The 21,176-nt window shown below is 74.1% G+C and carries 21 protein-coding genes and 1 tRNA gene; 8 read left to right on the forward strand and 14 right to left on the reverse strand.

Going from position 1 to position 21,176, the window contains the following annotated elements; translation table 11 throughout:
* Positions 1-9: 9 nt before the first annotated feature.
* Positions 10-1,110 carry a Rossmann-fold NAD(P)-binding domain-containing protein gene (locus D5H75_RS37385; RefSeq protein ID WP_119931349.1) on the reverse strand — a complete coding sequence of 367 codons (1,101 nt, stop codon included), beginning with the start codon at positions 1,108-1,110 and terminating at the stop codon, positions 10-12.
* Positions 1,111-1,492: 382 nt separating this feature from the next.
* Between D5H75_RS37385 and D5H75_RS37390 the strand changes: the two genes are divergently transcribed.
* From D5H75_RS37390 to D5H75_RS37400, 3 genes are all read left to right on the forward strand, one after another.
* Entirely contained in the window at positions 1,493-1,789 is a 297-nt protein-coding gene (locus D5H75_RS37390; RefSeq protein ID WP_119931400.1) for an MTH1187 family thiamine-binding protein, read from the forward strand.
* 82 nt (positions 1,790-1,871) lie between these two features.
* Entirely contained in the window at positions 1,872-2,825 is a 954-nt protein-coding gene (locus tag D5H75_RS37395; RefSeq protein ID WP_242454746.1) for an ADP-ribosylglycohydrolase family protein, read from the forward strand.
* An 86-nt stretch (positions 2,826-2,911) separates the two neighbouring features.
* Positions 2,912-3,274, forward strand: a complete 363-nt coding sequence (locus D5H75_RS37400; protein ID WP_119931351.1) for a sporulation protein — start codon at positions 2,912-2,914, stop codon at positions 3,272-3,274.
* Between the two features lie 16 nt (positions 3,275-3,290).
* Here the strand turns inward: D5H75_RS37400 and D5H75_RS37405 are convergent, their stop codons facing one another.
* Together D5H75_RS37405 and D5H75_RS37410 are read right to left on the reverse strand one after the other, a co-directional pair.
* Positions 3,291-4,058 carry an enoyl-CoA hydratase gene (locus tag D5H75_RS37405; RefSeq protein WP_119931352.1) on the reverse strand — a complete coding sequence of 256 codons (768 nt, stop codon included), beginning with the start codon at positions 4,056-4,058 and terminating at the stop codon, positions 3,291-3,293.
* 45 nt (positions 4,059-4,103) lie between these two features.
* Entirely contained in the window at positions 4,104-5,528 is a 1,425-nt protein-coding gene (locus tag D5H75_RS37410) for a nitric oxide synthase oxygenase (protein WP_242454747.1), read from the reverse strand.
* A 283-nt stretch (positions 5,529-5,811) separates the two neighbouring features.
* Here D5H75_RS37410 and D5H75_RS37415 point away from each other — a divergent pair, with 283 nt between their 5' ends.
* Together D5H75_RS37415 and D5H75_RS37420 are read left to right on the forward strand one after the other, a co-directional pair.
* Complete coding sequence (locus tag D5H75_RS37415; RefSeq protein ID WP_242454748.1) at positions 5,812-6,360, forward strand: DUF2165 family protein; 549 nt, start codon at positions 5,812-5,814, stop codon at positions 6,358-6,360.
* On the forward strand, positions 6,353-7,387 hold the full coding sequence (locus D5H75_RS37420) for a YhgE/Pip domain-containing protein (RefSeq protein ID WP_119931355.1): 1,035 nt from the start codon (positions 6,353-6,355) through the stop codon (positions 7,385-7,387). Before D5H75_RS37415 ends, D5H75_RS37420 begins: the two co-directional genes overlap by 8 nt.
* Here the strand turns inward: D5H75_RS37420 and D5H75_RS37425 are convergent.
* From D5H75_RS37425 to D5H75_RS37435, 3 genes are read right to left on the reverse strand one after another with little or no spacing between them, the layout of a single operon-like run.
* Positions 7,377-8,216: a carbohydrate ABC transporter permease gene (locus tag D5H75_RS37425; RefSeq protein WP_242454749.1), complete on the reverse strand. Its 840-nt coding sequence runs from the start codon at positions 8,214-8,216 to the stop codon at positions 7,377-7,379. The two genes, D5H75_RS37420 and D5H75_RS37425, sit on opposite strands and share 11 nt — an antisense overlap.
* Positions 8,213-9,061: a carbohydrate ABC transporter permease gene (locus D5H75_RS37430; protein ID WP_119931356.1), complete on the reverse strand. Its 849-nt coding sequence runs from the start codon at positions 9,059-9,061 to the stop codon at positions 8,213-8,215. Before D5H75_RS37430 ends, D5H75_RS37425 begins: the two co-directional genes overlap by 4 nt.
* The gene (locus tag D5H75_RS37435) at positions 9,058-10,362 is read right to left on the reverse strand and encodes an ABC transporter substrate-binding protein (protein WP_202638895.1); all 1,305 of its coding nucleotides are present in this window, start codon (positions 10,360-10,362) and stop codon (positions 9,058-9,060) included. Before D5H75_RS37435 ends, D5H75_RS37430 begins: the two co-directional genes overlap by 4 nt.
* Positions 10,363-10,486: 124 nt before the next feature.
* Here D5H75_RS37435 and D5H75_RS37440 point away from each other — a divergent pair, with 124 nt between their 5' ends.
* A complete protein-coding gene (locus D5H75_RS37440; protein WP_202638896.1) occupies positions 10,487-11,581 on the forward strand; it encodes a VanZ family protein in 1,095 nt (364 codons plus the stop codon).
* On the opposite strand, the gene D5H75_RS37445 is transcribed toward D5H75_RS37440, so the two are convergent.
* Both D5H75_RS37445 and D5H75_RS37450 read right to left on the reverse strand, forming a co-directional pair.
* Positions 11,550-11,852 carry a 4a-hydroxytetrahydrobiopterin dehydratase gene (locus D5H75_RS37445; RefSeq protein ID WP_119931359.1) on the reverse strand — a complete coding sequence of 101 codons (303 nt, stop codon included), beginning with the start codon at positions 11,850-11,852 and terminating at the stop codon, positions 11,550-11,552. The two genes, D5H75_RS37440 and D5H75_RS37445, sit on opposite strands and share 32 nt — an antisense overlap.
* Positions 11,853-12,089: 237 nt before the next feature.
* Positions 12,090-12,165 (reverse strand) — tRNA-Asn (locus D5H75_RS37450).
* Positions 12,166-12,297: 132 nt separating this feature from the next.
* On the opposite strand from D5H75_RS37450, the gene D5H75_RS37455 reads away from it, so the two are divergent.
* Positions 12,298-12,585, forward strand: coding sequence for a YtxH domain-containing protein (locus D5H75_RS37455; protein ID WP_119931360.1), 288 nt, complete (start codon positions 12,298-12,300; stop codon positions 12,583-12,585).
* 109 nt (positions 12,586-12,694) lie between these two features.
* Here D5H75_RS37455 and D5H75_RS37460 read toward each other — a convergent pair whose 3' ends face one another.
* From D5H75_RS37460 to D5H75_RS42370, 4 genes are all read right to left on the reverse strand, one after another.
* Entirely contained in the window at positions 12,695-13,183 is a 489-nt protein-coding gene (locus D5H75_RS37460) for a hypothetical protein (protein ID WP_119931361.1), read from the reverse strand.
* Positions 13,184-13,192: 9 nt separating this feature from the next.
* A complete protein-coding gene (locus tag D5H75_RS37465; RefSeq protein ID WP_119931362.1) occupies positions 13,193-14,482 on the reverse strand; it encodes an MGH1-like glycoside hydrolase domain-containing protein in 1,290 nt (429 codons plus the stop codon).
* A gap of 162 nt (positions 14,483-14,644) precedes the next feature.
* The gene (gene efeO / locus D5H75_RS37470; RefSeq protein WP_119931363.1) at positions 14,645-15,823 is read right to left on the reverse strand and encodes an iron uptake system protein EfeO; all 1,179 of its coding nucleotides are present in this window, start codon (positions 15,821-15,823) and stop codon (positions 14,645-14,647) included.
* 219 nt (positions 15,824-16,042) lie between these two features.
* Positions 16,043-16,627: a TetR/AcrR family transcriptional regulator gene (locus tag D5H75_RS42370; RefSeq protein WP_202638897.1), complete on the reverse strand. Its 585-nt coding sequence runs from the start codon at positions 16,625-16,627 to the stop codon at positions 16,043-16,045.
* A gap of 151 nt (positions 16,628-16,778) precedes the next feature.
* Between D5H75_RS42370 and surE the strand changes: the two genes are divergently transcribed.
* On the forward strand, positions 16,779-17,732 hold the full coding sequence (gene surE, locus D5H75_RS37485) for a 5'/3'-nucleotidase SurE (RefSeq protein WP_119931365.1): 954 nt from the start codon (positions 16,779-16,781) through the stop codon (positions 17,730-17,732).
* Between the two features lie 228 nt (positions 17,733-17,960).
* Here the strand turns inward: surE and rpoD are convergent, their stop codons facing one another.
* Positions 17,961-19,097 (reverse strand): RNA polymerase sigma factor RpoD, encoded by a 1,137-nt coding sequence (rpoD, locus tag D5H75_RS37490; RefSeq protein WP_202638904.1) that lies wholly within the window; start codon positions 19,095-19,097, stop codon positions 17,961-17,963.
* A 145-nt stretch (positions 19,098-19,242) separates the two neighbouring features.
* Positions 19,243-21,093 (reverse strand): DNA primase, encoded by a 1,851-nt coding sequence (gene dnaG / locus D5H75_RS37495; RefSeq protein ID WP_119931367.1) that lies wholly within the window; start codon positions 21,091-21,093, stop codon positions 19,243-19,245.
* Between the last annotated feature and the right edge of the window lie 83 nt (positions 21,094-21,176).

Here is a 21,176-nt window from a genome sequence, read left to right on the forward strand (position 1 = left end):
GTTCTGCTTCTAAAGATGCGGGGAGCGTTCGCGCAGCCGGGCCCTGAACTCGTGGAACAGGCCGGTTACCGGTTCGATCTCGGCGACGGTGAATTCCCGGGGCAGCTCGGGCGCCGCCGGTTCGGTGAACCTGACCCGGTCGCCGTCCACCACGACCCCGTCGTACGCCGCCGCCCGCTGGTTGAAGGCGACGGCGCCGGCCAGGTCCAGCCCGGCGGGCAGGCGCAGTTCCAGCCGGCCGCCGCGCAGGAGCACGGGGTAGCCCCCGGGCAGGCCGAGCGGGCCGGGCAGGCTGGTGTGCGTCTCCTCGCCGGTCAGCAGGCCGCGCACGACCACGGCGGCGGCCAGGCCGGTGACGTGGTTCAGCTCGGCCCGGTCGGCGGCGCGCTGGGCGGCCAGCAGGGACCCGACCCCGGGGACGGGCTCGCCGCCCACCCAGGCCCGGGCCTCCTCGCAGTCGCCGTGCGGGGCGTGCAGGTGGACGTGGTGGGCCAGGACGCGCAGGTCGCGCTGGTCCGGCAGGCCCAGCGCGGCCTGGATCCCGGCGGCCATCAGGCCGGCGTTGCCGATGCCGGACAGCACGGGCACGCCCGCGGCGGCGAGGATCGGGTTGACCGCGTCGGGGAAGCAGCCGTTGAGGAACCAGGCGCCGGGGCGCGCGGCGGCGAGCGCCCGGCCCGCGCGCAGCGCCGACTCGGCCTGGAAGGGCAGGGTCAGCCCGAAGCCGGCGCGCTGGACCAGCGCGGTCCAGGCCGAGGGGGCCGTCGCGCGCTCCCAGGGGGACTGGCTGGAGGCGGCCAGGACCAGGCCCGCCGGGGCCAGCGCCGACAGCAGCTCGGCCAGGGCGTCGCCGCCGGACAGGTCGGTCGCCCGGGGACGGAAGGTCACCGGGGCGCCGGCCAGCGCGGCGCGCGCCGAGGCGACATAGCACACTTCGGCCGCCCGCTCAGGAGAGCGGCCCACGACCACGACGTCGAGGGGGGCGCCGGCCGTGACGGCCAGCGCGTAGCACAGTCCGCGGGCGAGGCCCCCCGTGCCGATGACGACAAGGGTGGGCCCGCCGCGCGCGGAGGGAGGGGTGTCGGTGAGAACGGGAGGCTCCTCGCGCAACGGCTGAGGTCATCAACAGTTGGTCTTCCAGCGCCCGGGGTCCCAAGCGCGGATCATTCTGAGCATCCGGTGACATCCCTGTCAATCAACCTAAAAACCCCTTCCCACAAGGGGTTTTACGCATGTTTCGAAAGCCTGCCAATCGGCGGGGCGGAAGCGATAACATCCCTTTCCTCTCGCTGTCAGAGCAGATTCCGGGCCCCGTCAACGACGCCCCGGACGTACGGCCGGACCCCGTCAACGACGCCCGCGCCGTACGGCCGGGCACCCTCCCACGACGCCCCGCCGTACGGCCGGGGGGCCGGGCCGGACCCGCCGCGCACGCGCCGCCGCCCGCCCGCCTAGGCTGAAGCCCTGGTTCCGACGGGAAGGAGTGGTCGTCGTGATCGTGGCGTTTTCGGTGACCCCGCTCGGGGTCGGGGAGGACGTCGGCGAGTACGTCGCCCGGGCCGTCAAGGTGGTGCGCGACAGCGGCCTGCCCAACCGCACCGACGCCATGTTCACCTCGGTCGAGGGCGAATGGGACGAGGTCATGCCCGTGATCAGGGCCGCCGTGGACGCGGTGGCCGAGGTCGCCCCCCGCGTGAGCCTCGTCCTCAAGGCCGACGTCCGCCCCGGCGTGACCGACGCCCTCACCGCCAAGGTGGAGAGCGTCGAACGGCACCTCTCCACCTCCTGACCGGAACCCCGCCCCCCGCGCCCGCGTTCGCAACCACAGAGCCGCCGGCCGGTCCGGCCGGCGCGGAGCGCTGGAGGGTGACGTGGACGAGGATCGGGCCGGCGGGGTCCTGCTGGGAGCGGCCTGCGGAGACGCCCTCGGCGTGCCGTACGAGTTCGGCGCGAGGCTCTCGGCGGACGAGACCCCCGAAATGATTGGCGGCGGCCTGGGCCCGTACGCCCCCGGCGAGTACAGCGACGACACCCAGATGGCCGTGTGCGTCGCGGAGGTCATGGCCTCCGGCGGCGACCTGGACGCCGAGGAGGCGCTGGACGCGGTCGCGCTCAACTTCCTGCGCTGGTGCCGGGAGGGCGCCGGCGACATCGGCGTGCAGACCGGCCGGGTCCTCAACGCGGCCATGGCCGCGGACGGCCCGCCCGCGCGCCGGCTGCGGGAGGCGGCGGCCGGACTGCACCGGGTGACGGGCCTCAGCGCGGGGAACGGCTCGCTGATGCGGACCGGGCCGGTGGGCCTGGCCGCCCTCGGCGACCCGGTGAAGACGGCACGGGTGGCGCGTGCGGTGAGCTCGCTGACGCACTTCGACGACCTGGCCGGGGACGCCTGCGTGATCTGGTGCGAGGGGATACGGCGGGCCGTGACGGAGGGGACTCTCTCGGGCGTCCGCGGGGGCCTGGAACTGGTTCCCGCGGAGCGGCGGGGGCGGTGGGCGGGGTGGCTGGACGCGGCGGAAGAGAACCCGCCGTGGCACTTCTCCCCTAACGGGTTCGTCGTGCCGGCGCTCCAGGCCGCGTGGTCCGCGGTCAGCCGGGCCGCCACGGGCCGTACGGCGGGCGCGAGGGGCTTGCGGGCGGCGGTGGAGGACGCGGTGCGGGCGGGCCACGACACGGACACGGTGGCGGCGATCGCCGGGGCCCTGGCGGGGGCGTACTGGGGCGCGGGGGACGTGCCCCGGGAGTGGCGGGAGGCCGTGCATGGGTGGCCGGGGGTGCGGGGGGACGAGCTGGCCGGGATGGGGGTGCGGGCGGCCGGGGGGTGACGGGCGATCACGGAGGTGAAGGGGTCTGGTCAGGGACGGGGGGTGGGGTGAGCATGGGGGGAGGCAGTCGACGGGAAGGGCGTGGCATGGGCGACATCATGGGGATGATGGAGCGGGCCAAGGACGTGCTCACGGTCCGGCGGGTGTTCGGGGAGCCGGTGGAGCGCGAGGGCGTGACGGTGATCCCGGTCGCCACCGTGATCGGCGGGGGCGGCGGGGGCGACATGATCGAGCCCGACGACAAGGAGGGGAGCGGGTCCGGGTTCGGGTTCGGGACCTTCTCGACCGGGATCGGGGTGTTCGTGATCAAGGACGGCAAGGTGAGCTGGGAGCCCGCCGTCAACGTGAACCTCATCGTGCTCGGCGGCCAGCTCGTCGGGATCGTCTCGATGCTGGCCCTGCGCTCGATCATCAAGAGCCGCCGCGAGCGCGGGGCCGGGCGGTCCTGAGCCCCGCCAGGGGGGCTCAGAGCGGGGGGAACCGGGGTTCGCGGCGTTCGAGGAAGCTGGCCACGCCCTCGGCGAAGTCGGGGCGGCCGAAGGACTCCAGCATGAGCCGCACCGCCGCCTTCTCCGCCTCCGCGAGCGTGAGGCCGGCGTCCCCCCAGACCTGGCGCTTGATCACCGCCATGGACGCCGGGGAGGCGTTGACCGAAAGGTCCCGGGCGTACGCCAGGGTCTCGGCCATCAGGGACTCCCCGGGCACGGCCCGGTTGACCAGGCCCAGTTCGTACGCCTCGGACCCGGTGAACGTGCGCCCGGACAGCAGGAGGTCCATCGCCCTGCCCTGCCCGATGAGCCGGGGCAGGAGCCAGCTCAGGCCGTACTCCGCGATCAGGCCGCGGCGCGAGAACGCCGTGGTGAACTTGGCCTCGGCAGCCGCGAAGACCAGGTCGCACGCGAGGGCGTGGACGAGCCCGAGGCCCGCGCAGGCGCCGTTCACCGCCGCGATGATCGGTTTGCGGATCGTCGTGGGGAACGTGGTGGGGCGCGGGTCGGGCTCGCCGTAGTCGCCGGCCTGGATGCCGCGCAGCGCCTGGAAGTCGGCCCCGGCGCAGAAGCCCTTCCCCGCGCCCGTCACCACGACGACCCGCACCTCCGGGTCCTTCTCGGCCTCCTCCAGCAGGTCGAAGTACCGCCGCCCCAGCTCGTCGGTCCAGGCGTTGAGCCGGTCGGGGCGGTTGAACGTCAGGACGAGCACGCCCTCGTCGCGCTCGGTGAGCACCAGATCCATGCGACACCTCCGAATGACGTTCTACACCCTTTCCCGAATGATGTTCTATACCCCCGCCCCCGGCTGGACGAAGGCCGGAGTGAGCCGCGCCTCGTCGTAGTAGCGGTGGAAGACCGGGGTGGCCGAGCCGGAGATCGGCGGCACGATCCAGCTCCAGTCGGCGGGGCAGATCCGCCCGGCGCGCTCCTCGCGTTCGAGGTGGGCGAGGAAGCGGCGGGACTCGGTGTGGTGGTCGGTGATCGTCACCCCGGCGGCGGCGAACGAGGCCAGCACCGCGACGTTGAGCTCGACCAGCGCCCGGTCCCGCCACAGCGTGCGGTCGTGCGAGGTGTCCAGGCCGAGCCGGGCGGCGACGGCGGGCACCATGTCGTACCGGTCGGCGTCGCCGAGGTTGCGCGCGCCGATCTCGGTGCCCATGTACCAGCCGTTGAAGGGCGCGCAGGGGTACCGCACGCCGCCGATCTCCAGCCGCATCCCGGAGATGGCCGGCACCGCGTGCCAGCGCAGGCCGAGCGAGGCGAACCACGGGTGGTCCGGATGCCGCAGCGGCACCTCCAGCACCGCGTCCCCCGGGATCGCGCACACGCGCGGCGGCCCGTCCCCCGCGCGCACGACCAGCGGCAGCACGTCGAACCGCGTGCCCGCTCCCCCGGTCCACCCCAGCCCCCGCGCCAGGTCCGTCAGGTCCGCGTTGCGCGGGTCGCCGTACACGCTCCCGTCCGCCCGCCGGTATCCGGCGTACCGGATGAGCTGCTCGTTCAGCACCCTCGGCCCGGGCCGGCCGGGCCGGTCCGGGGCGAACACGGTGATCGTCGGCCGGATGCGCCCGTCCCCCGTCGCCTCCCGCAGGTGCTCCACGCACCCGACCGCGACCCCCTCGACGCTCCCGACGTCCCGCAGGTCGCGCACGCGCAGCGCCCGCCAGTACAGCCGCCCGATGCACCGCGCGCTGTTCCGCCACGCCACGCGCGCGCCGTACACCAGCTCGTCCGGCGTGTGGGTGTACGTCCCGGTGCGCGCGATCGACCGGAGCACCTCCCGCAGCCGCGTGCGCAACGGCCCCGCCGCCGGGTTCTCCGCGTGGTAGAGCCGCAGGAACGCCTCCGCCTCCGCCGGGTCGGCCGGGGGCGTCTCCACCTCCCCCGGCTCCCCCGGCCCGCCCCAGAGGTCCCCGTTCAGGTCCGGCACGCCGCCCGGGTCCGCCTCCGGCGCTCCGGGCCCCTGCCGTACGGCTGACGCGAACGCCCCGGCCCGCCGTACGGCCGAGGAGAAGGCCCCGTCGCGGCGCGCGCCGGCGGACGGGCGGGGCGCGCCGTGCGGGGCGGGGGACGACGGGTCCGGCGAGTCGCCGGGGACGGGACATCCCCGGGCGTGGCGACCGGGATCGCCCCCTGGGCGCGCGGAGCGGTCCACGGGATCGGCGGGGCCGGGATCGGGGGCAGGACGCGGAGAACGGTGCCAGATCAGCACGCGACACCTTTCGCATCGGCGAGCGCGGCGCGCCGGTTCCGGGCGGCGCGGCGGCCCTCGTCGCGGCGCCCCACCCGCGCCGCCCTATACGTTTTCCGCGGTTCCCCCATCTTGACCGCATCGGGCGCTTTTGTCCCGCCAATGCGCGTCACCGGCATACCGCCCGCTCCGCGCCGCCACGGGTTCCGGGTCCGCTATTCCGCCCGGGCCGCGCGTTATGAGCGCCCCGTCCGGGTAGTGATCGGGAGTCCCCCCGTACCAGGAAGCGAGCGGGGGGATGGACATGGCCGGCCGATTCGGGACCGTCGAGGTCATCCGGGCCACGAAGGCCCTGCTGACCTTCACGGTGGGCGGCTTCGCGTTCTTCGTGGTCTTCGGGAACGTCACCGACTACTGGACCAACTTCGAGTTCGTGAAGCACGTGCTGTCGATGGACGCGCAGAAGCCCGAGCTCAAGGCCGTGAGCAACATCAACTACCGGGCGATCCCGTGGACGTGGGCCCACCACGTCGCCTACATCGGCGTGATCCTCATGGAGACGCTGATCCTGATCACCTGCCTGTACTCGGCGTACCGGCAGGCGCGCGCCGTGCGCGGGAGCGACGGGGAGTTCACGCGGGCCAAGTTCTGGGGGATCGTCGGCTGCACGGCCGGGCTGTTCCTGTGGTTCTTCGGCTTCCAGGCCGTGGGCGGCGAGTGGTTCGGCATGTGGATGAACGCCACCTGGAACGGCATCCCGGACGCCGTGCGGCTGTGCACCTACATCGGGATCGTCCTGATCTACCTGTCACTGCGCAACGACACCCGGGTGCCGGTGACGGACCGTGAGTAGAGGGCGGTCTCTCGCCGCCGAACTCCGCGACGCCGTACGGCCGCGCGCGGTCCTGCTGGTGGCCGGCGTGTTCGTGCTCCAGCTCGGGTTCATCCTGTCCTACGTCGGGGCGTTCCACTCGCCGTCGCCCCACCGCATCCCGGTGGACGTGGTCGCGCCGCCGCAGGTGTCCCGGCAGCTCGTGGACCGGCTCGACAACCTGCCCGGGCACCCGGTGCGGGCGCACGCGGCCCCGGACGAGGCCACGGCGCGGCGGCGGCTGCTGCGGCGGGAGACCGACGCGGTGTACGTCGTGAACCCGCGCGGCACGACGGACACGCTGCTGGCGGCGTCGGCGGCGGGCCCCGCGGTCACCCAGGTCACCGCGGAGCTGGCGAACCGGATCGGCGCCGGGCAGGGGCGGCACGTCCGCGTGGACGACGTGCTGCCGCCGGCCCCCGGCGACGGGCGCGGCCTGTCGTCGTTCTACCTGGTGATCGGGTGGATGGTCGGCGGATACCTGGCCGCGGCGATCATCGGGGTCGCGGCGTCCGCCCGCCCGGCCAACCCGCGCCGCGCGGCGATCCGGCTGGGCGCGCTCGCGGTGTACGCGATCGTGTCGGGGCTGGGCGGCGCGGTCGTCGTGGGGCCCGTGCTCGGCGCGCTCCCCGGGCACTTCTGGCAGGTCGCGGCGATCGGGGCGCTGCTGGTGTTCGCCGTCGCCGCCGCCACGACCGCGCTCCAGGTCCTGCTCGGCCTGGTCGGCATCGGCGTGGCCATCCTGTTCTTCGTGATCCTGGGCAACCCCAGCGCGGGCGGGCCGTACCCGGCCTCGCTGCTGCCGCCGTTCTGGGCGGGCGTCGGGCCCGCCCTGCCGCCGGGCGCGGGCACCACCGCCGTGCGCAACACCGTCTACTTCGCCGGGCACGGCACCGCCGGGCCGCTGTGGGTGCTCGCGGCGTACGCCCTGGGCGGGGTCGTGGTCGCGGTGATCGGGAGCGCCCTCAGACGGGCGGGGCGGCCGCCGCGCCACCGGGTCAGTCCTTGACCCCGCCGGCCGCGAGATCGGCCCGCCAGTACCGCTGGAGCAGCAGGAACGCGGCGATCAGCGGCAGGACGGCCACCAGGGAACCGGTGATCACCAAGGTGGTCAGCGCGGCGTCCCGCACGGCGTTGCCCTGCCAGGCCACCAGGCCCAGCGTGACCGGGTAGAGGTCCTGGTCGCTCAGCACGATCAGCGGCAGCAGGAAGTTGTTCCAGACCGCCACGAGCTGGAACAGGAACACCGTGGTCAGCCCCGGCGCGAGCAGCCGGAACACCACCCGCGCGAAGATCGCCGCCTCGCCCAGGCCGTCCAGCCGGGCCGCCTCCAGCAGGCTCCCGGGCACCGACGCGGCCGAGAACAGCCGCATCAGGTGCACGGCGACCGGGCTGACCAGGCTCGGCAGCAGCACCGCCCACATCGTGTTCGTCAGCCCGGCCTCGCTCATCAGCAGGAACACCGGCACGGCGAGCACGGCGGGCGGCACCATCACCCCGCCCAGGATCAGCACGGACACCAGGCCGCGCCCGGGGAACCGGTACCACGCCAGCGCGTGCCCGGCCAGGGCCGCCAGCAGCGTGCCCAGCGCCGCCCCGCCCCCGGCGTACACCAGGGTGTTGAGCAGCCAGCGCGCGAACACCCCGCCGTCCCGGGAGAACAGCGCCCGCAGGTTCCCCGCCAGGCGCTCCCCGGCGTGCGGCGTGAGCCCGAACGGGGCGGTGCCGTACAGCTCGGACGGGCTCTTGGTGGCGGCGGCGAGCAGCCAGAGCAGCGGGAACAGGCAGTACACGAGCGCGGCCGCGAGCACCGCGCAGGCGAGCGCGCGGCCCCTCACGCCGCGCTCCAGCGGCGGGTCACGCGGAGGAAGGCGATGGACAGCGCGAACGTGACCGCGGCGAGCAGCACCGCCTGCGCCGCGCCCAGGTGCGGCAGGTCGTCGGTGAAGATCGTGTTGTAGACGTGCAGGTTCGGCGTGTACCCGGCGGACACGGCCGGGGTGATCGTCCGCAGGACCGCGGGCTCGCTGAAGAGCTGCAGCGTGCCGATGATCGAGAAGGTGGCGGTGAGCACCAGCGCCGGCCGCAGCAGCGGCAGCTTCACGCTCCACGCCGTGCGCCAGGGCCCCGCGCCGTCCGCCGCCGCCGCCTCGATGAGCGAGCGCGGAACCGCCTGGAGCGCGGTGACCAGGATCAGCGTGTTGTAGCCGACGTACTCCCAGGTCACGATGTTCCCGATCGCGGCGAGCACGTACGGCGGCGCCAGCAGGTCGGTCCACGCGAGCGGGAACACCTGCGGCACGTAGAGGTTGGCCCACAGCAGCACGGCGATCACCCCGGGCACGCCGTACGGCAGGAAGAACCCCAGCCGGAACCACCGGACGGCCCGCGCGAGCCCCGCGTCCAGCAGCAGCGCGAGCACGGCGGCCAGCCCCAGCATGACCGGGATCTGCACGAGCCCGAGTACGGCGATGCGCCCGAGCGCCGACCGGAACACCGGGTCGGCCAGGACCGCCGCGTAGTTGCGCAGCGCCGCGAACTCGACGGAGGCGGGCCCGAACCCCAGCCCGGGCCTGCGGACCGCGTACAGGCTGCGGACGAGCGCGTAGCCCAGCGGGAGGACGAAGAAGAGGGCGAACAGCGCCAGGAACGGCGTCAGGAAGCCCCAGGCGGCCCGCCTCACCGCACGTCGATCCCGTGCGCCCGGATGTCCGCGGCCACCCGGTCGCGCGCCCCGGACATCGCGCCCGCCAGGTCGGCCCCGGGGGTGGCGGCGGCCTCGCCGAGGGCGTCGGCGACGCGGGAGAACGCCTGGAGCATGGCCGGGCCCCAGCGGAACCGGGGGTCGATGCGCCGGCTCGCCTCGGCGAAGACGGGGTGCGCGTCCGCGCCGCCGAACCGCAGCGGATGGCGGCCGAGCGCGGCGGGGAAGATCCCGGCCTTCTCCGCCTGCGCCGCCAGCGAGCGGGGGTCGGTGCTCAGCCACCAGGCGAACGCCGCCGCGGCCCGTTTCCGCGCCCCGGAGCGGGCGAAGACGACCGTGGCCGAGCCGCCGTGGTTCCCCGCCGACCGCGTGCCCCACGTGGGCAGGGGCGCGACCGCCCAGTTCCGCTCGTTCTCCGGCGCGGCCGTCCGGACCAGCGCCGTCCCCCACGCCGGGGCGGGCCAGGCGACGACCCGCCCCCGGTTGAGGTCGGCCGTCCACGCCTGCGTGTAGGCCGCCTGCGACTTCACGGTGCCCGCGCGGATCATCCGGCCCCACAGGGCGAGCACCCGCCGCGTCGGCGCGTCGTCGAGGGTGACCGACCACCGGCCGCCGCCGGTGCGGAACCACCGCGCCCCCGCCTGCCAGGCCAGCCCGGCCACCCACCCCGCGTCGGAGGGGTCGAACGAGGCCAGGTGGACCCGCGGGTCCCGCCTCCGCAGCACGGCGGCGGCGCGCTCGAACTCCGCCCACGTCCGCGGCACCGCGATCCGGTGCCGCCGCAGCACGTCGCGCCGGTAGAGCAGCGCCATCGGCCCCTGGTCCACCGGGACGGCGAAGACCCGGTCCCCGAGCGACACCTGCGCCCAGGCCCAGCCCGCGAAGCGCCGCCCCGCGCCGGGGGGCAGCAGGCGGGACAGCTCCGCCGGGACCCGGCCGTCCTCGCCGCCGCCGAGCGCCCCCAGCAGGAACCCCGGCAGCACCTGGTACTCGATCTGCGCCAGGTCCGGCGGATCCCCCGCGAGCAGCGCCGTCCGCAGCGCGGCGTACCCGCCCTTGATCCCCGGGACCACCTCCTGGACGCGCACCCGCGCGCCGGGGTGCTCCCGGTTCCAGATCCCGGCCGCCTCTCGCACCCCCGGCGTCCAGCTCCAGAACGACAGCTCGGCGGGTGCGGGCCGGGTCCCCCGCTCGCCACGCGCCGGGGCGCTCGCGGGCGCGGCCAGGAACGGGAGGAGCGCGAGCGGCAGGGCCAGGGCTGCTGATGGACGGCGGGTCACGGGCCTCCCCCGGACGGTCACGGAGGGGGAGCGAGGACGACCTTACGCGGTCCGGGGGCCGAGGGCGAGGACGTGCGCGCGAATGATCAGCACGGCGTGGACGCGCCGCTATGCTGCCGGTTCTGTGGATGTTTACGTCTCCCAGGGCCGCATCGCACTTTTCCTGACGCCGCTGGCGATCGTGGTGTGCGCGCTGCCGTTCGTGGCGCGGCAGTACCGGCGGTTCGGGCGCGTCGGGCTGTGGCCGGGGCTGGTCGCGGCCGCGATGGTCCTGTACGCCTGCGGCGTGGCGGCCTTCGCGCTCTTCCCGCTGCCCGAGGTCACGCCCGGGTTCTGCCAGGCGCGGGAGACGCTGCTGCGGCCTCGCTGGGAGCTCGGGGCGAGCGTCCGCGACATCCTGCGGGAGAGCGCCGGGGGCCTCGGGGGCCTGCCGGCCGGCCGGGCCGCCCTGCGGATCGTCTTCGACGTGCTGCTGTTCGCGCCACTCGGCTTCCTGCTGTGGTACCGGTACCGCGCCGGGCTCGCCCGCACCGCCCTGGCCGGGCTCGCCGGGTCCGCGCTGGTGGAGACGTCGCAGCTCACCGGGCTCTGGGGGCTGTATCCGTGCGCCTACCGGCTGTTCGACGCCGACGACCTGGTGATCAACACGGCGGGGGCCGTGCTCGGGTGGGCCGTGGCGGTGCCGCTCGCGCGCGGGCTGCCGTCGGCGTGGCCGATCCCGCCCTCCCCTGACCTCTCCCCGCCGGGGGCCGGGCGGCGGCTGGCGGGGCTGCTGCTCGACGGCGTCCTGTGGCTGCTCGCGGCCCCGCTCGTCACGATGCTCCTCGCCCGGGCCTGGACGTGGGCGACCGGCGGCGCGCCCCCGTTCACGCCGCCCCTGGCGTACGCGGTCACGGGGCTGGCGCTGTTCGTCGTCGTGCCCGCCGTACGGCGTGACGCGGCCACCCCGGGTCTCGCGGCGGTCCACGTGGCCGTGGCCGGGACCGGGTGGCGGCGGCGCGCGCGGCTGGCCCCGCCGTACCTGGCGATCGTGGCCGGCGGGGTGGTCGCCGCCGCGTCCTCTCCGCTGGCGGCCATGGCGCTCGCCGGGCTCGTGGGCGTGCTGGAGCTGGAGCGGCGCGGCCTGCTCGCGCAGTGGACGGGGACCGAGGTGGTCACCCGCCGGGCGCTGGACCTGGCCGCGGAGTTCAGCCCCGGTCCCGCGCCGCTCCGTCGATGACCTGGTCGATGTGCGCGGCCAGCTCGATGTCCTTCGAGGTGACGCCGCCCTCGCTGTGCGTCTGGAGCCGGAACCTGATCCCGTCGCCGGTCTTCTCGATGTCCGGGTGGTGGTCGAGCATGTTCGCCTCGTTCATCACCGCCTCGCTCAGCCAGGCGTAGGTGTCGTCCGCGACCGGGATCTCCCGCACCAGCGCGTTCCCCTCCCGCCGCCAGTTCTCCAGCCCCGCCAGGGCGGTGTCGATCTCGTCGTCGGTCAGCCGCTCCGCCATGGTGTCCCCCTCACGTCGTTGCCGTCGTCGCAGAGGCTTACCATCCCTGCGCCGTTTCACACGGCCGGCGCCCTCATCCCGCGCCCCGCCCCGGGGGGCCGCGCGGGACCTCCCGGGGAACGTGAAGCCGGGGGCGCCCGGAGAAGCGCGGAGCCGGGAACTCCCGGAGAGCCTGAGCCGGGGACGCCCGGAAAACGCGCCGGGCCCCGGTCGTGGTGACCGGGGCCCGGCGTCTTGTGGCTCCCGCGATAGGACTCGAACCTATAACCTGCCGGTTAACAGCCGGACGCTCTGCCGATTGAGCTACGCGGGATCGGCTTCCGCTCGGTCCGGCACCCGTGTGCCTTTCCTTGCGGCGCGGAACTAGGTTAGCGCACTGAGAGAGTGCGTGTTGCGCACCCGGCTGGGGGGTAGGTCCTCCTCGCCGTGACCTCCGGAGGTGCTGATGCGGTATCGAGTGACCTTCCTGGCCGGGGCGGCGGTCGGCTACGTCCTGGGCAGCAAGGCGGGACGAGAGAGATATGAGCAGATCAAGCGGGCCGCGGGGCGTCTGGCGGACAACCCGTCGATGCAGGAGGCGGCCGGTGTCCTGCAGGCTCAGGCGGGGCGTCTGCTGGGCACCGCGAGGGAACGACTGGGCGGAACCCTGGGCGAAAAATTTCCCGCGCTGCGCCCCCTGAACGATCAGGACGACTCCCCCGCGGACCGTTCCGCTCCCCCGCCGCCGCACTAGACCGTCCCCGAGCCCCCGGGATCTGTGACCCCGGACACAGCCGAGGCCCGGCGCGATCCGCGTCCGGGCCCCGGCTGTTCGCGCAGAGCGTACACACCTCGCGCGGGGATCATCCCGCCATGCGCCGCCGCAGGTCCTCCAGCGCCTGCTCGGCCGCCGCGCGCAGCCCGGGGTCCTCCGGGTCCAGGCCCTCGTCGAACGCGAACGTCCACGTGAGCCGGTCCGAGCCGGGGGCCCGCCGCGCCATGATCCGCACGCCGCGCTCCTCCGGCCCGCCCACGTCCAGGCGCACGTGCCGGTTGACCACGATGGAGGCGGTCACGCGCTCGCGGAGGACCTCGGGCAGCCGCCCGGCCTCGCTCAGCCTCACGTGGTGCTCCTCGCCGTCCGTGGTGAAGACGTGCACCCAGTCGTCCTTCCACTGGGCGCGCTCGACGGTCTCCCAGGGCAGGCGGGCCCCGGTGGGCAGGTGCAGGGCGAGGGTGGTGGCGACCACGTGGCCGCCCTGGGGGGTGACGGCGTGCGCGAGGGGCCGCTCCCCCCGCTCGAGCCGGAGCCCGGCGCGCGCCTCGGCCGGCAGGCCGCGGAAGAACCTCATGGCCTCAACCTATCCGGCCTCCCTGGCCTCCATCGCGGCGAGGAGGTCCAGCGTGAGCGCCGCCGTGCAGGAGAAGTCGCGGCAGCCCCGGCCGGTCCCGTCGAAGGGGTCGAAGCACTCCCGGAAGCCCGACTGCCGCACCAGCCGCAGCGTGCTGGCGGCCAGCAGGTCGGCCAGCACCGGCTGCCCGTGCACCACGGCGGCCCGCCACAGCAGCCAGTTCGTGCCCGCCCAGGACGGCCCCCGCCAGTACCGGGACCGGTCGAACTCCGGGGTGCGCGTGTCGCAGCTCGGGACGGGGTACCCGGACGCGCCGATGAACCTCGGCGACTGGAGCACCTCCACCGCCGTGTTGACGTACGCCGAGGGCAGGCCGGGGTCCAGCAGCGGGCAGAACCCGCCCACGGTCAGCACCGGGATCTTCCGCCCGGTGCGCAGGTCCCGCGCGGCGAAGAACCCCGGCGCGCTCCAGAGCCGGTCGATCAGCGCCGCCCGGATGCGCTCGGCCGCCTCGGCGTACGGACGGGGGTCGGCCCCGGCGACCGGCGCCAGGTCGGCCAGCGCGGCGGAGGAGGCCAGCCAGGCGGCGTTGAACACCGGGTCCTCGACCGCGAACGGGTGCTCGTCGCGCAGGTAGCCGTCGGCGTACCCGGACTCCCGGTAGCCCAGCGCCAGCCAGACGTACCGCTCGTGCGGGCTGCGCGCGTGGTGCGGGCGGCCCCCCGCGGGGACGGCGGCCAGCGGGGCGTCCCAGGCCGGGCTGTCGTCCATGCCCGACTCCCACGGGTGCACGATCGCGGCCAGCCCCGCCCCGCCCAGGTCCCGCGTCGCGGCCAGGTGCGCGTGCTGGGCGGCCAGGAGCGGCCACATACGGCGCACGAACCGGCGCGCGTCCTCGCGGTCCCCCCGGCCGTGCCGCCACGACCACCACACGGCGAACGCGTGCAGCGGCGGCTGCGTCAGCGCGGACGTCGCCACCCCCCGGGGCGCGCCCGCGTGCTCGTGCGACCGCCACACCTCGGGGCCGGGGAAGTAGGCCCGGTCGTAGGCGGGGTTGAACACGATGTGCGGGACCATCCCCGAGGCCCACTGCCCCCGGAACAGCCCGAGGAGCTCCCGCCGGGCCCGCGCCGGGCTGGAGCGGGCGAGCCCCAGCGCGACCAGCGCCGAGTCCCAGCTCCACTGGTGCGGGTAGATCCCGGGCGCCGGCATGGTGGCGCGCCCGGTCCAGTTCGCGTCGAGCACAGCCAGCGCGTCGCGCCCGAGCGCGGCGTCATCAAGACCCTGCCGCGCCTCCATCGACCAAGAGTACGACCGAGATGCCCGGAGCGACATAGGCGGACACGGGCGGACGCCTCAGGTGAAGCGGGTCTGCCCCAGCGCGGCCCGGTCCGGTCCCCGCGATGTCGCGGGCGCCGTCCTCGGAACTCATGGGGTCGCGCGGCGTCCGCGCGTCCGGCGTCACTGCGCGACGGCGGCGGCCAGGCCGGACAGCGGCTCGGCGAGCGCGTTCACCGCGTCCTGGAGCCGCTTCTTGGCCGCCGCGTCCTTGTTGATCTTCTCGTAGGAGACGTAGCCGTCCCCCTCCTCGTACTCGGCCAGGACCGTCTGGAGCCTGCCGAACTCGGCGTCCAGGGTGGCCGCCAGCTCCGGCCGCTTGTCCCGGAGCACCGGCTTGAGCAGTTCGTGCACCTTCCTCGCGCCGTCCACGTTGGCCTTGAAGTTCCACAGGTCGGTGTGCGAGAAGAACTCCTCCTCGCCGTCGATCTTGATGTGGGCGACCTCGTCGAGCAGTTCCTTGGCGCCGCCGGCCATCTTCGCCGGGGTGATCTCGGCCGCCGGAACCCGCCGCCTGAGGTCCTCCAGGTCGGCCACGAGCCGGTCGGCGTACTCCCTCTCGTCCTTCAGCGTCTCCGGCTCGGCCCACAGCGCCTTCTCCAGGCGGTGCCAGCCGGTCCACTCGTCGCCCTTCTCCAGGTCGGCCTCGCGCAGGTCCACCTTGGCGTCGATGTCGCCGAACGACTCGGCCACCGGCTCGATCGACTCCCAGCCCACCCGGCTCGGGGCGTAGAGCGCCTTGGCCCCGGCCACATCGCCCTTCTTGACGGCGGCGGCGAACTTCCTGGTCTTCCTCAGGCTGTCGTCCACCCGCTCGGCGACGTACTTCTTGTAGTCCTCGACGGCCGCGGACAGCCGCGCGTCGGCGGGGGCGCCCGCGGCGGGCCCGCCCACCACCGTGAGGTCGGCGCGGATGCCGTCGCCCTTCATCCCGGGCTTGCAGGCGAGCTGGTACTTCCCGGCCGCGAGCTCGACGGTGAAGTCGTCCACGGTCGAGTCGGGGCCGATGTCCTCGCGCTCGCTGACGATCGTCCTGCCGTCGGCCCGCAGGACGTGGACCTCGTTGGCCTTGCTCGCCCGGTTGGTGACCTTGATCGTCAGCGTCCCCGCGGGCACGCTCGCCTTGTCGGGCACGCAGGTGGTGTCGGTGGCCTGGACGGCGAGGGTGTTGGCGCCGGACTTGGCGGCGCCCTCACCGCCGGTCGCGCCGGGCGTCGTGCCCCCGCCGCCGCAGGCCGCGAGGGCGGTGATCGCCACGGCGAGGACGCCGGCGGCCGGGAGGACTCGGGACACGGGGGGCATTCCTACTCCAGCCTCGCTCAGATTCAGCCGTCCCCAACTTAGCTTTACCTAACCTCGGCCCGTCAAGGCGGCCGGCCCCCCGCCCGCTGTGAGTCCCGCCACCCCCTCACCCGGAGAAAGGGCGCGGCCGTACGGCGAGCGCGGGCGGGAGCCGTACGGCGGGCGCGGGCGGGAGCCGTACGGCGGGCGCGGACGGGAGCCGTACGGGATGGGGGCGGGTCAGGGGCGGGCGGCGCGGTGGAGGAGGTCCACGAGATCGCCGGCGTAGGCGGGGTCGGCCAGGTCGCGGCCGCTGATGAGGCGGACCAGGAGCGCGCCGACGAGCAGGTCGAACAGGACGTCGGGCGAGACCTCCGGGCGGGCCTCGCCGCGGGCCACGGCGGCGGCCAGCGTGCGCGCGAAGTGGGCGCGGCGGGGGCGGACCAGGTCGAGGTGGAAGTCCCGGGCCTGCGCGCGCGCCTCCTCGCGCAGGTCGGCGACGAGGCCCGGGAACGCGGCGGCGGCCTCGGGGCGGCCGAGGCGGGCCAGCACGGCGTCCACCCAGGCGCGCAGGTCCTCGCGCAGGTCTCCGGAGTCGCGCGGCGTCTCGGCGGGCGACCGGGCGAACAGCGCGTGCGCGACGATCTCGGCCTTGCTGCGCCAGCGCCGGTAGACCGAGGGACGGCCGACCCCGGCGCGGCGGGCGATGGCCTCGATCGTGGTCTGGCGGTACCCCACCTCGCCCAGCAGTTCGAGCGTCGCCCGCGTGACGGCCTCCTCCACCCGGGGGTCGCGCGGACGGCCGCGCGCGGTCTCGACGTTCATCCGGTCGCCGCCTTCCCGATAACCATTCCAAGCTGTAACGTAATGGAAACTCAGCAGGCTCCTCGGGGAACCACCCGTCCGGCCGGAGGCGCGCCGACACCGGCGGGCGGTGGCCTGAAACCACCCGGACAGACCCCCACAGGAGGCCGAGATGGCCAAGTCGAGCAGAGTGCGGCGCGCCCTGATCCCCCTCGTCCTCGCGGCGGCGACGATCACGGGCCCGCTCGCGGGCGCCGCCCCGGCGAGCCCCCACAGCCCCCAGCCCCCGATCCAGCGCGGCGTCCCGGCGGCGGCGTGGCAGCCGCGCCCGCTGGACATCCTGCTCACCAACGACGACGGGTACTCCTTCCCCTTCGTCCAGGCCCTCCGGCAGGCCCTCACCGCCGCCGGGCACAAGGTGACGATCGTCGCCCCGGCCGGGGACTCCAGCGGCGGCGGCACCGGCGTCAACTTCAGGTTCGGCGGCACGATCCGGGCGCGGCAGGTCTCCCCCGGCGTGTGGTCGGTGGACGGCTCCCCGGGCGACGCGGTGTACTTCGGCCTGCGCGCGGTCTACCGGGACCGCAGGCCGGACCTGGTCGTGTCCGGCCCCAACGCCGGGCAGAACGTCGGCGCGCTGGTCAACCACTCCGGCACCGTCGGCGCGACGATCGCCGCGCTGGACGGCGGAGTCCCGGCGGTCGCGTTCAGCACGGCGGTGGACATCACCGCGAACCCGCCGTCGTTCCCCTCCCTGCAGAGGTCGATCGCGTTCGCCGTGCGCGTGGTGGACCGGCTGTCGGCCACGTCCCGCGGCGGCGCCGTCCTGCCCCCGCGCACCGCCCTCAACGTCAACTACCCGCTCCGCCCGTCCGGCGAGGTCTCGTTCGCCGGCATCGGCACCACCTCGTTCATCGACGTGGACTACGCCCCGGCCCCCGACCAGTGCGCCGACTGCCACCGCGTCCTCCCGGTCGTGGTCACCGCCCCCGACCCGGACCCCGGCTCCGACCGCACGCTCCTGGACAAGGGCCACGTCACCATCACCCCCCTCGACGGCGACTGGGAGGCCCCGTCCTCGGCGACCGCCCCGCTCCGCCTCCGCCTCGCCGGCCTCAAGCCCTGACCTCTCCCCGGCCCGCCCCTCCGGCGTACGGCGGGGCGGGCCCGCCGTACGCCCTCACGAGGCGGGGGCTCACGCCGTACGCCCCGGCGGGCGCGGGCCGGAGCCGGGCCGGATGGGCTGGAACGGGGCGGACGGAACCGGACGGAACCTGGCGGAACCTGGCGGAACGCCGCGATCCCGCGCGACCTCGGAGGTCGCGCGGGATCGCGGCTTCGCCGTCGTGCGCGGTCAGTCGAGGTAGTCCCGCAGCATCTGCGCCCGCGAGGGATGGCGCAGCTTGGCGAGGGTCTTGGACTCGATCTGCCGGATGCGCTCACGGGTGACCCCGAACTCCCGGCCGACCTCCTCCAGCGTGCGCGGATGCCCGTCGGTCAGGCCGAAGCGCAACTGGATGATGCGCTGCTCCCGCTCGGACAACGTGGCGAGGATGCCCTCCAACTGGTCCTGGAGCATGATGAACGCGGCGGCCTCGATGGGGACGACGGCGTCCGCGTCCTCGATGAAGTCGCCGAGGTCGGAGTCCTCCTCGCCGATGGGCGACTGGAGTGAGACGGGTTCCTGCGCGATGCGCTGGATCTCGACCACCCGGTCCGCCGGCAGGTCCATCTCCTTGGCGATCTCCTCCGGGGTCGCCTCCCGGCCGAGGTCCTGGTGGAGCTGACGCTGCACCCGCACCAGTTTGTTGATCGTTTCGACCATGTGGACGGGAATCCGGATCGTCCGCGCCTGGTCGGCGATCGCCCGGGTGATCGCCTGACGAATCCACCAGGTCGCATAGGTGGAGAACTTATATCCCTTGGTGTAGTCGAATTTCTCCACCGCGCGGATCAGTCCGAGGTTGCCCTCCTGGATAAGGTCCAGGAACAGCATCCCGCGCCCGACATAACGTTTCGCTATCGAAACCACCAATCTCAGGTTGGCCTCGATGAGCCGCTGTTTCGCTCTGCCTCCGTCCCAGACGAGTTGCTCGAGGTCCGGCCTGGCCAGCCGCGACGCGCCGTTGCCGAGTTTCTCGTCGGCGAACAGCCCGGCCTCGATTGCCTTGGCGAGTTCGACTTCCTCTTCTGCCGTAAGAAGCGGCACGCGCCCGATCTCACGCAGGTAGATACGGACCAGGTCGCTGGTCGGGGCCCGCTTGCCGGCTTCTTCCTCGTCCGCTCGCGTGAGGTCCTCGTCGCCCTGCGGCTCGAGGACCTCCACCCCCTGTTCTGCGAGCATCCGCACGACACGGTCAAGCGTGTCGGCCGGCAGTTCAGAACGGTCCAGAGCGGCGGCGACGTCATCTACGGTGACGCTCCCCCGCTCCCTTCCCCGCGCGACGAGATCCGCCACCTGGTCTACCGACGGCGGTTCGCTAGGCAGCACCGATGCACCCACGGAGTACAGTCTGCGCCATGCGGCCGTAAAAAGGGGGGGCCTATTTTTGTCACCCAAGGTAAGGGCGGATCAGGTGGTATAGACCTGAATTACTTATCATTCCCCGTGATCTTGTTTTTCATTCACACGAGTTTTACAGACCCCCGGCGGCGCGCTCCCGCAACACCCGTCGCTGCTGCTCCATCGCGATCAGCTCGCCGAACAGGCGGTTGTACTCAAGCTGCTCGTCGACCGGGTTGAGCCGCTGCAACCGCGACTTGACCTCGACGATCGCGCGGGTCACGCCGAACTCCTCCAGCCGGGCCAGCATCGCCGCGGCGTACTGCTCGTCGGGCTCCCCGTCGGCCTGCGCGGCGTCCACCGCCAGCCGGGTGACCAGCGAGCGCAGCGCCTCGTCGGGCGTGACGTCGCGCAGCCGGTCCACCCATTCGCGCCCGCCGGACCCCGCCGAGGAGACGCCGCCGGCGGCCTGGATCAGCTCGTAGACGGCGGCGTGCTCGGCGGCGACGAAGCCGCGCACCCCGATCTCGTCGAAGCCGGGGCCGAGCAGCGCGGGCCGCTGCACCGCGAGCTTGAGCACCTCCAGCTCGACCCGGACCGCCGGGTCCGACAGGTCGGTCTGCTGCCGCGCCTTCTGGGGGGCGCGCCCCTGGGGCGCGCCCGCGTGGCTCGCGACGCGCTGGAGGACGAACTGCTCGTCCAGGAAGCCGAGCCAGCGGTCCAGGTCCACGGCGTAGCGCTTGCGCAGCCCCGGGTCCTTGATCGCGGCGACCAGCGGGGCCACCGAGTCGAGCGCGCGGAGCCGGCCCTCGTTGCTGTTCAGGTCGTGCTCGGCGATCTTGCTGCGGATCGCGAACTCGTAGAGCGGCTGCCGCCGGGCCACCAGGTCGCGCACGGCCGCCTCGCCCTGCTTGGCCCGCAGGTCGCACGGGTCGAGCCCGTCGGGCTGCACGGCCACGAAGGTCTGGGTGACGAACTTCTGCTCGCCCTCGAACGCGCGCAGCGCCGCCTTCTGCCCGGCCGAGTCGCCGTCGAAGGTGAAGATGACCTCGCCGCGGAACTCGGCCTGGTCCATCAGCAGCCGCCGCAGCACCTTGATGTGCTCGTCGCCGAAGGACGTGCCGCAGGTGGCCACCGCCGTCGGCACGCCGGACAGGTGGCAGGCCATCACGTCGGTGTAGCCCTCGACGATCACGGCCTGCATGCGCTTGGAGATCTCGCGCTTGGCCAGGTCGATGCCGTAGAGGACGCTGCCCTTCTTGTAGATCGGGCTCTCGGGCGTGTTGAGGTACTTCGGGCCGTCGTCGTCCTCGGCCAGCTTCCGCGCCCCGAACCCGATCACGTCGCCGGTGATGTCGCGGATGGGCCAGATGAGGCGGTTGCGGAACCGGTCGATGGGACCGCGCCGGCCCTCCTTGGCCAGCCCGCCCTTGATCAGCTCGGCCTGGGTGAACCCCCGCGCGATCAGGTGCTTGGACAGGGCGTCCCACTCGGCCGGGGCGTATCCCACCCCGAACATCTCGGCGTCGGCCCGCTCGAACCCGCGCTCGGCCAGGAACCGCCGCCCGAGGGCCCCGCCCGGCGAGACGAGCTGGGAGGCGTAGAACTCGGCGGCGACCCGGTGCGCCTCGACCAGGCGGGTGCGCTCCCCCTGCTCGCGGCCGGGGACGTAGCCGCCCTGCTCGTAGCGGAGCTGGATGCCGGCCCGGTTGGCCAGCCGCTCGACGGCCTCGGCGAACGACAGGTGCTCCAGCTTGCGCACGAACGTGATCACGTCGCCGCCCTCGGCGCAGCCGAAGCAGTAGTAGTAGCCCCGGGCCGGGCTGACGTTGAACGACGGCGTCTTCTCGTCATGGAAGGGGCACAACCCCTTCAGCGAGCCCCCGCCCGCGTTGCGGAGCTGGACGTGCTCGCCCACGATCTCCTCGATCGGCGACCGCTCGCGTACGAGCGCGATGTCCTCGTCACTGATCCGGCCTGCCACGCCGTGGAGTCTATTCGGTGCGTACGACGTCTCGTGCCCCCGCCCGCCGTACCGATCTAGGCGTTTCGACCATGGCGAAAGGC

Source organism: Bailinhaonella thermotolerans (genome assembly GCF_003594875.1).
GTDB lineage: Bacteria > Actinomycetota > Actinomycetes > Streptosporangiales > Streptosporangiaceae > Bailinhaonella > Bailinhaonella thermotolerans.

Coding starts and splice junctions, on each gene's coding strand:
- D5H75_RS37415 (WP_242454748.1), top strand. CDS start 5,812: ATGGCCGGCCGATTCGGGACCGTCGAGGTCATCCGGGCCACGAAGGCC.
- D5H75_RS37465 (WP_119931362.1), bottom strand. CDS start 14,482: ATGGAGGCGCGGCAGGGTCTTGATGACGCCGCGCTCGGGCGCGACGCG.
- D5H75_RS37460 (WP_119931361.1), bottom strand. CDS start 13,183: ATGAGGTTCTTCCGCGGCCTGCCGGCCGAGGCGCGCGCCGGGCTCCGG.
- efeO (WP_119931363.1), bottom strand. CDS start 15,823: ATGCCCCCCGTGTCCCGAGTCCTCCCGGCCGCCGGCGTCCTCGCCGTG.
- surE (WP_119931365.1), top strand. CDS start 16,779: ATGGCCAAGTCGAGCAGAGTGCGGCGCGCCCTGATCCCCCTCGTCCTC.
- D5H75_RS42370 (WP_202638897.1), bottom strand. CDS start 16,627: ATGAACGTCGAGACCGCGCGCGGCCGTCCGCGCGACCCCCGGGTGGAG.
- D5H75_RS37455 (WP_119931360.1), top strand. CDS start 12,298: ATGCGGTATCGAGTGACCTTCCTGGCCGGGGCGGCGGTCGGCTACGTC.
- D5H75_RS37400 (WP_119931351.1), top strand. CDS start 2,912: ATGGGCGACATCATGGGGATGATGGAGCGGGCCAAGGACGTGCTCACG.
- D5H75_RS37405 (WP_119931352.1), bottom strand. CDS start 4,058: ATGGATCTGGTGCTCACCGAGCGCGACGAGGGCGTGCTCGTCCTGACG.
- D5H75_RS37445 (WP_119931359.1), bottom strand. CDS start 11,852: ATGGCGGAGCGGCTGACCGACGACGAGATCGACACCGCCCTGGCGGGG.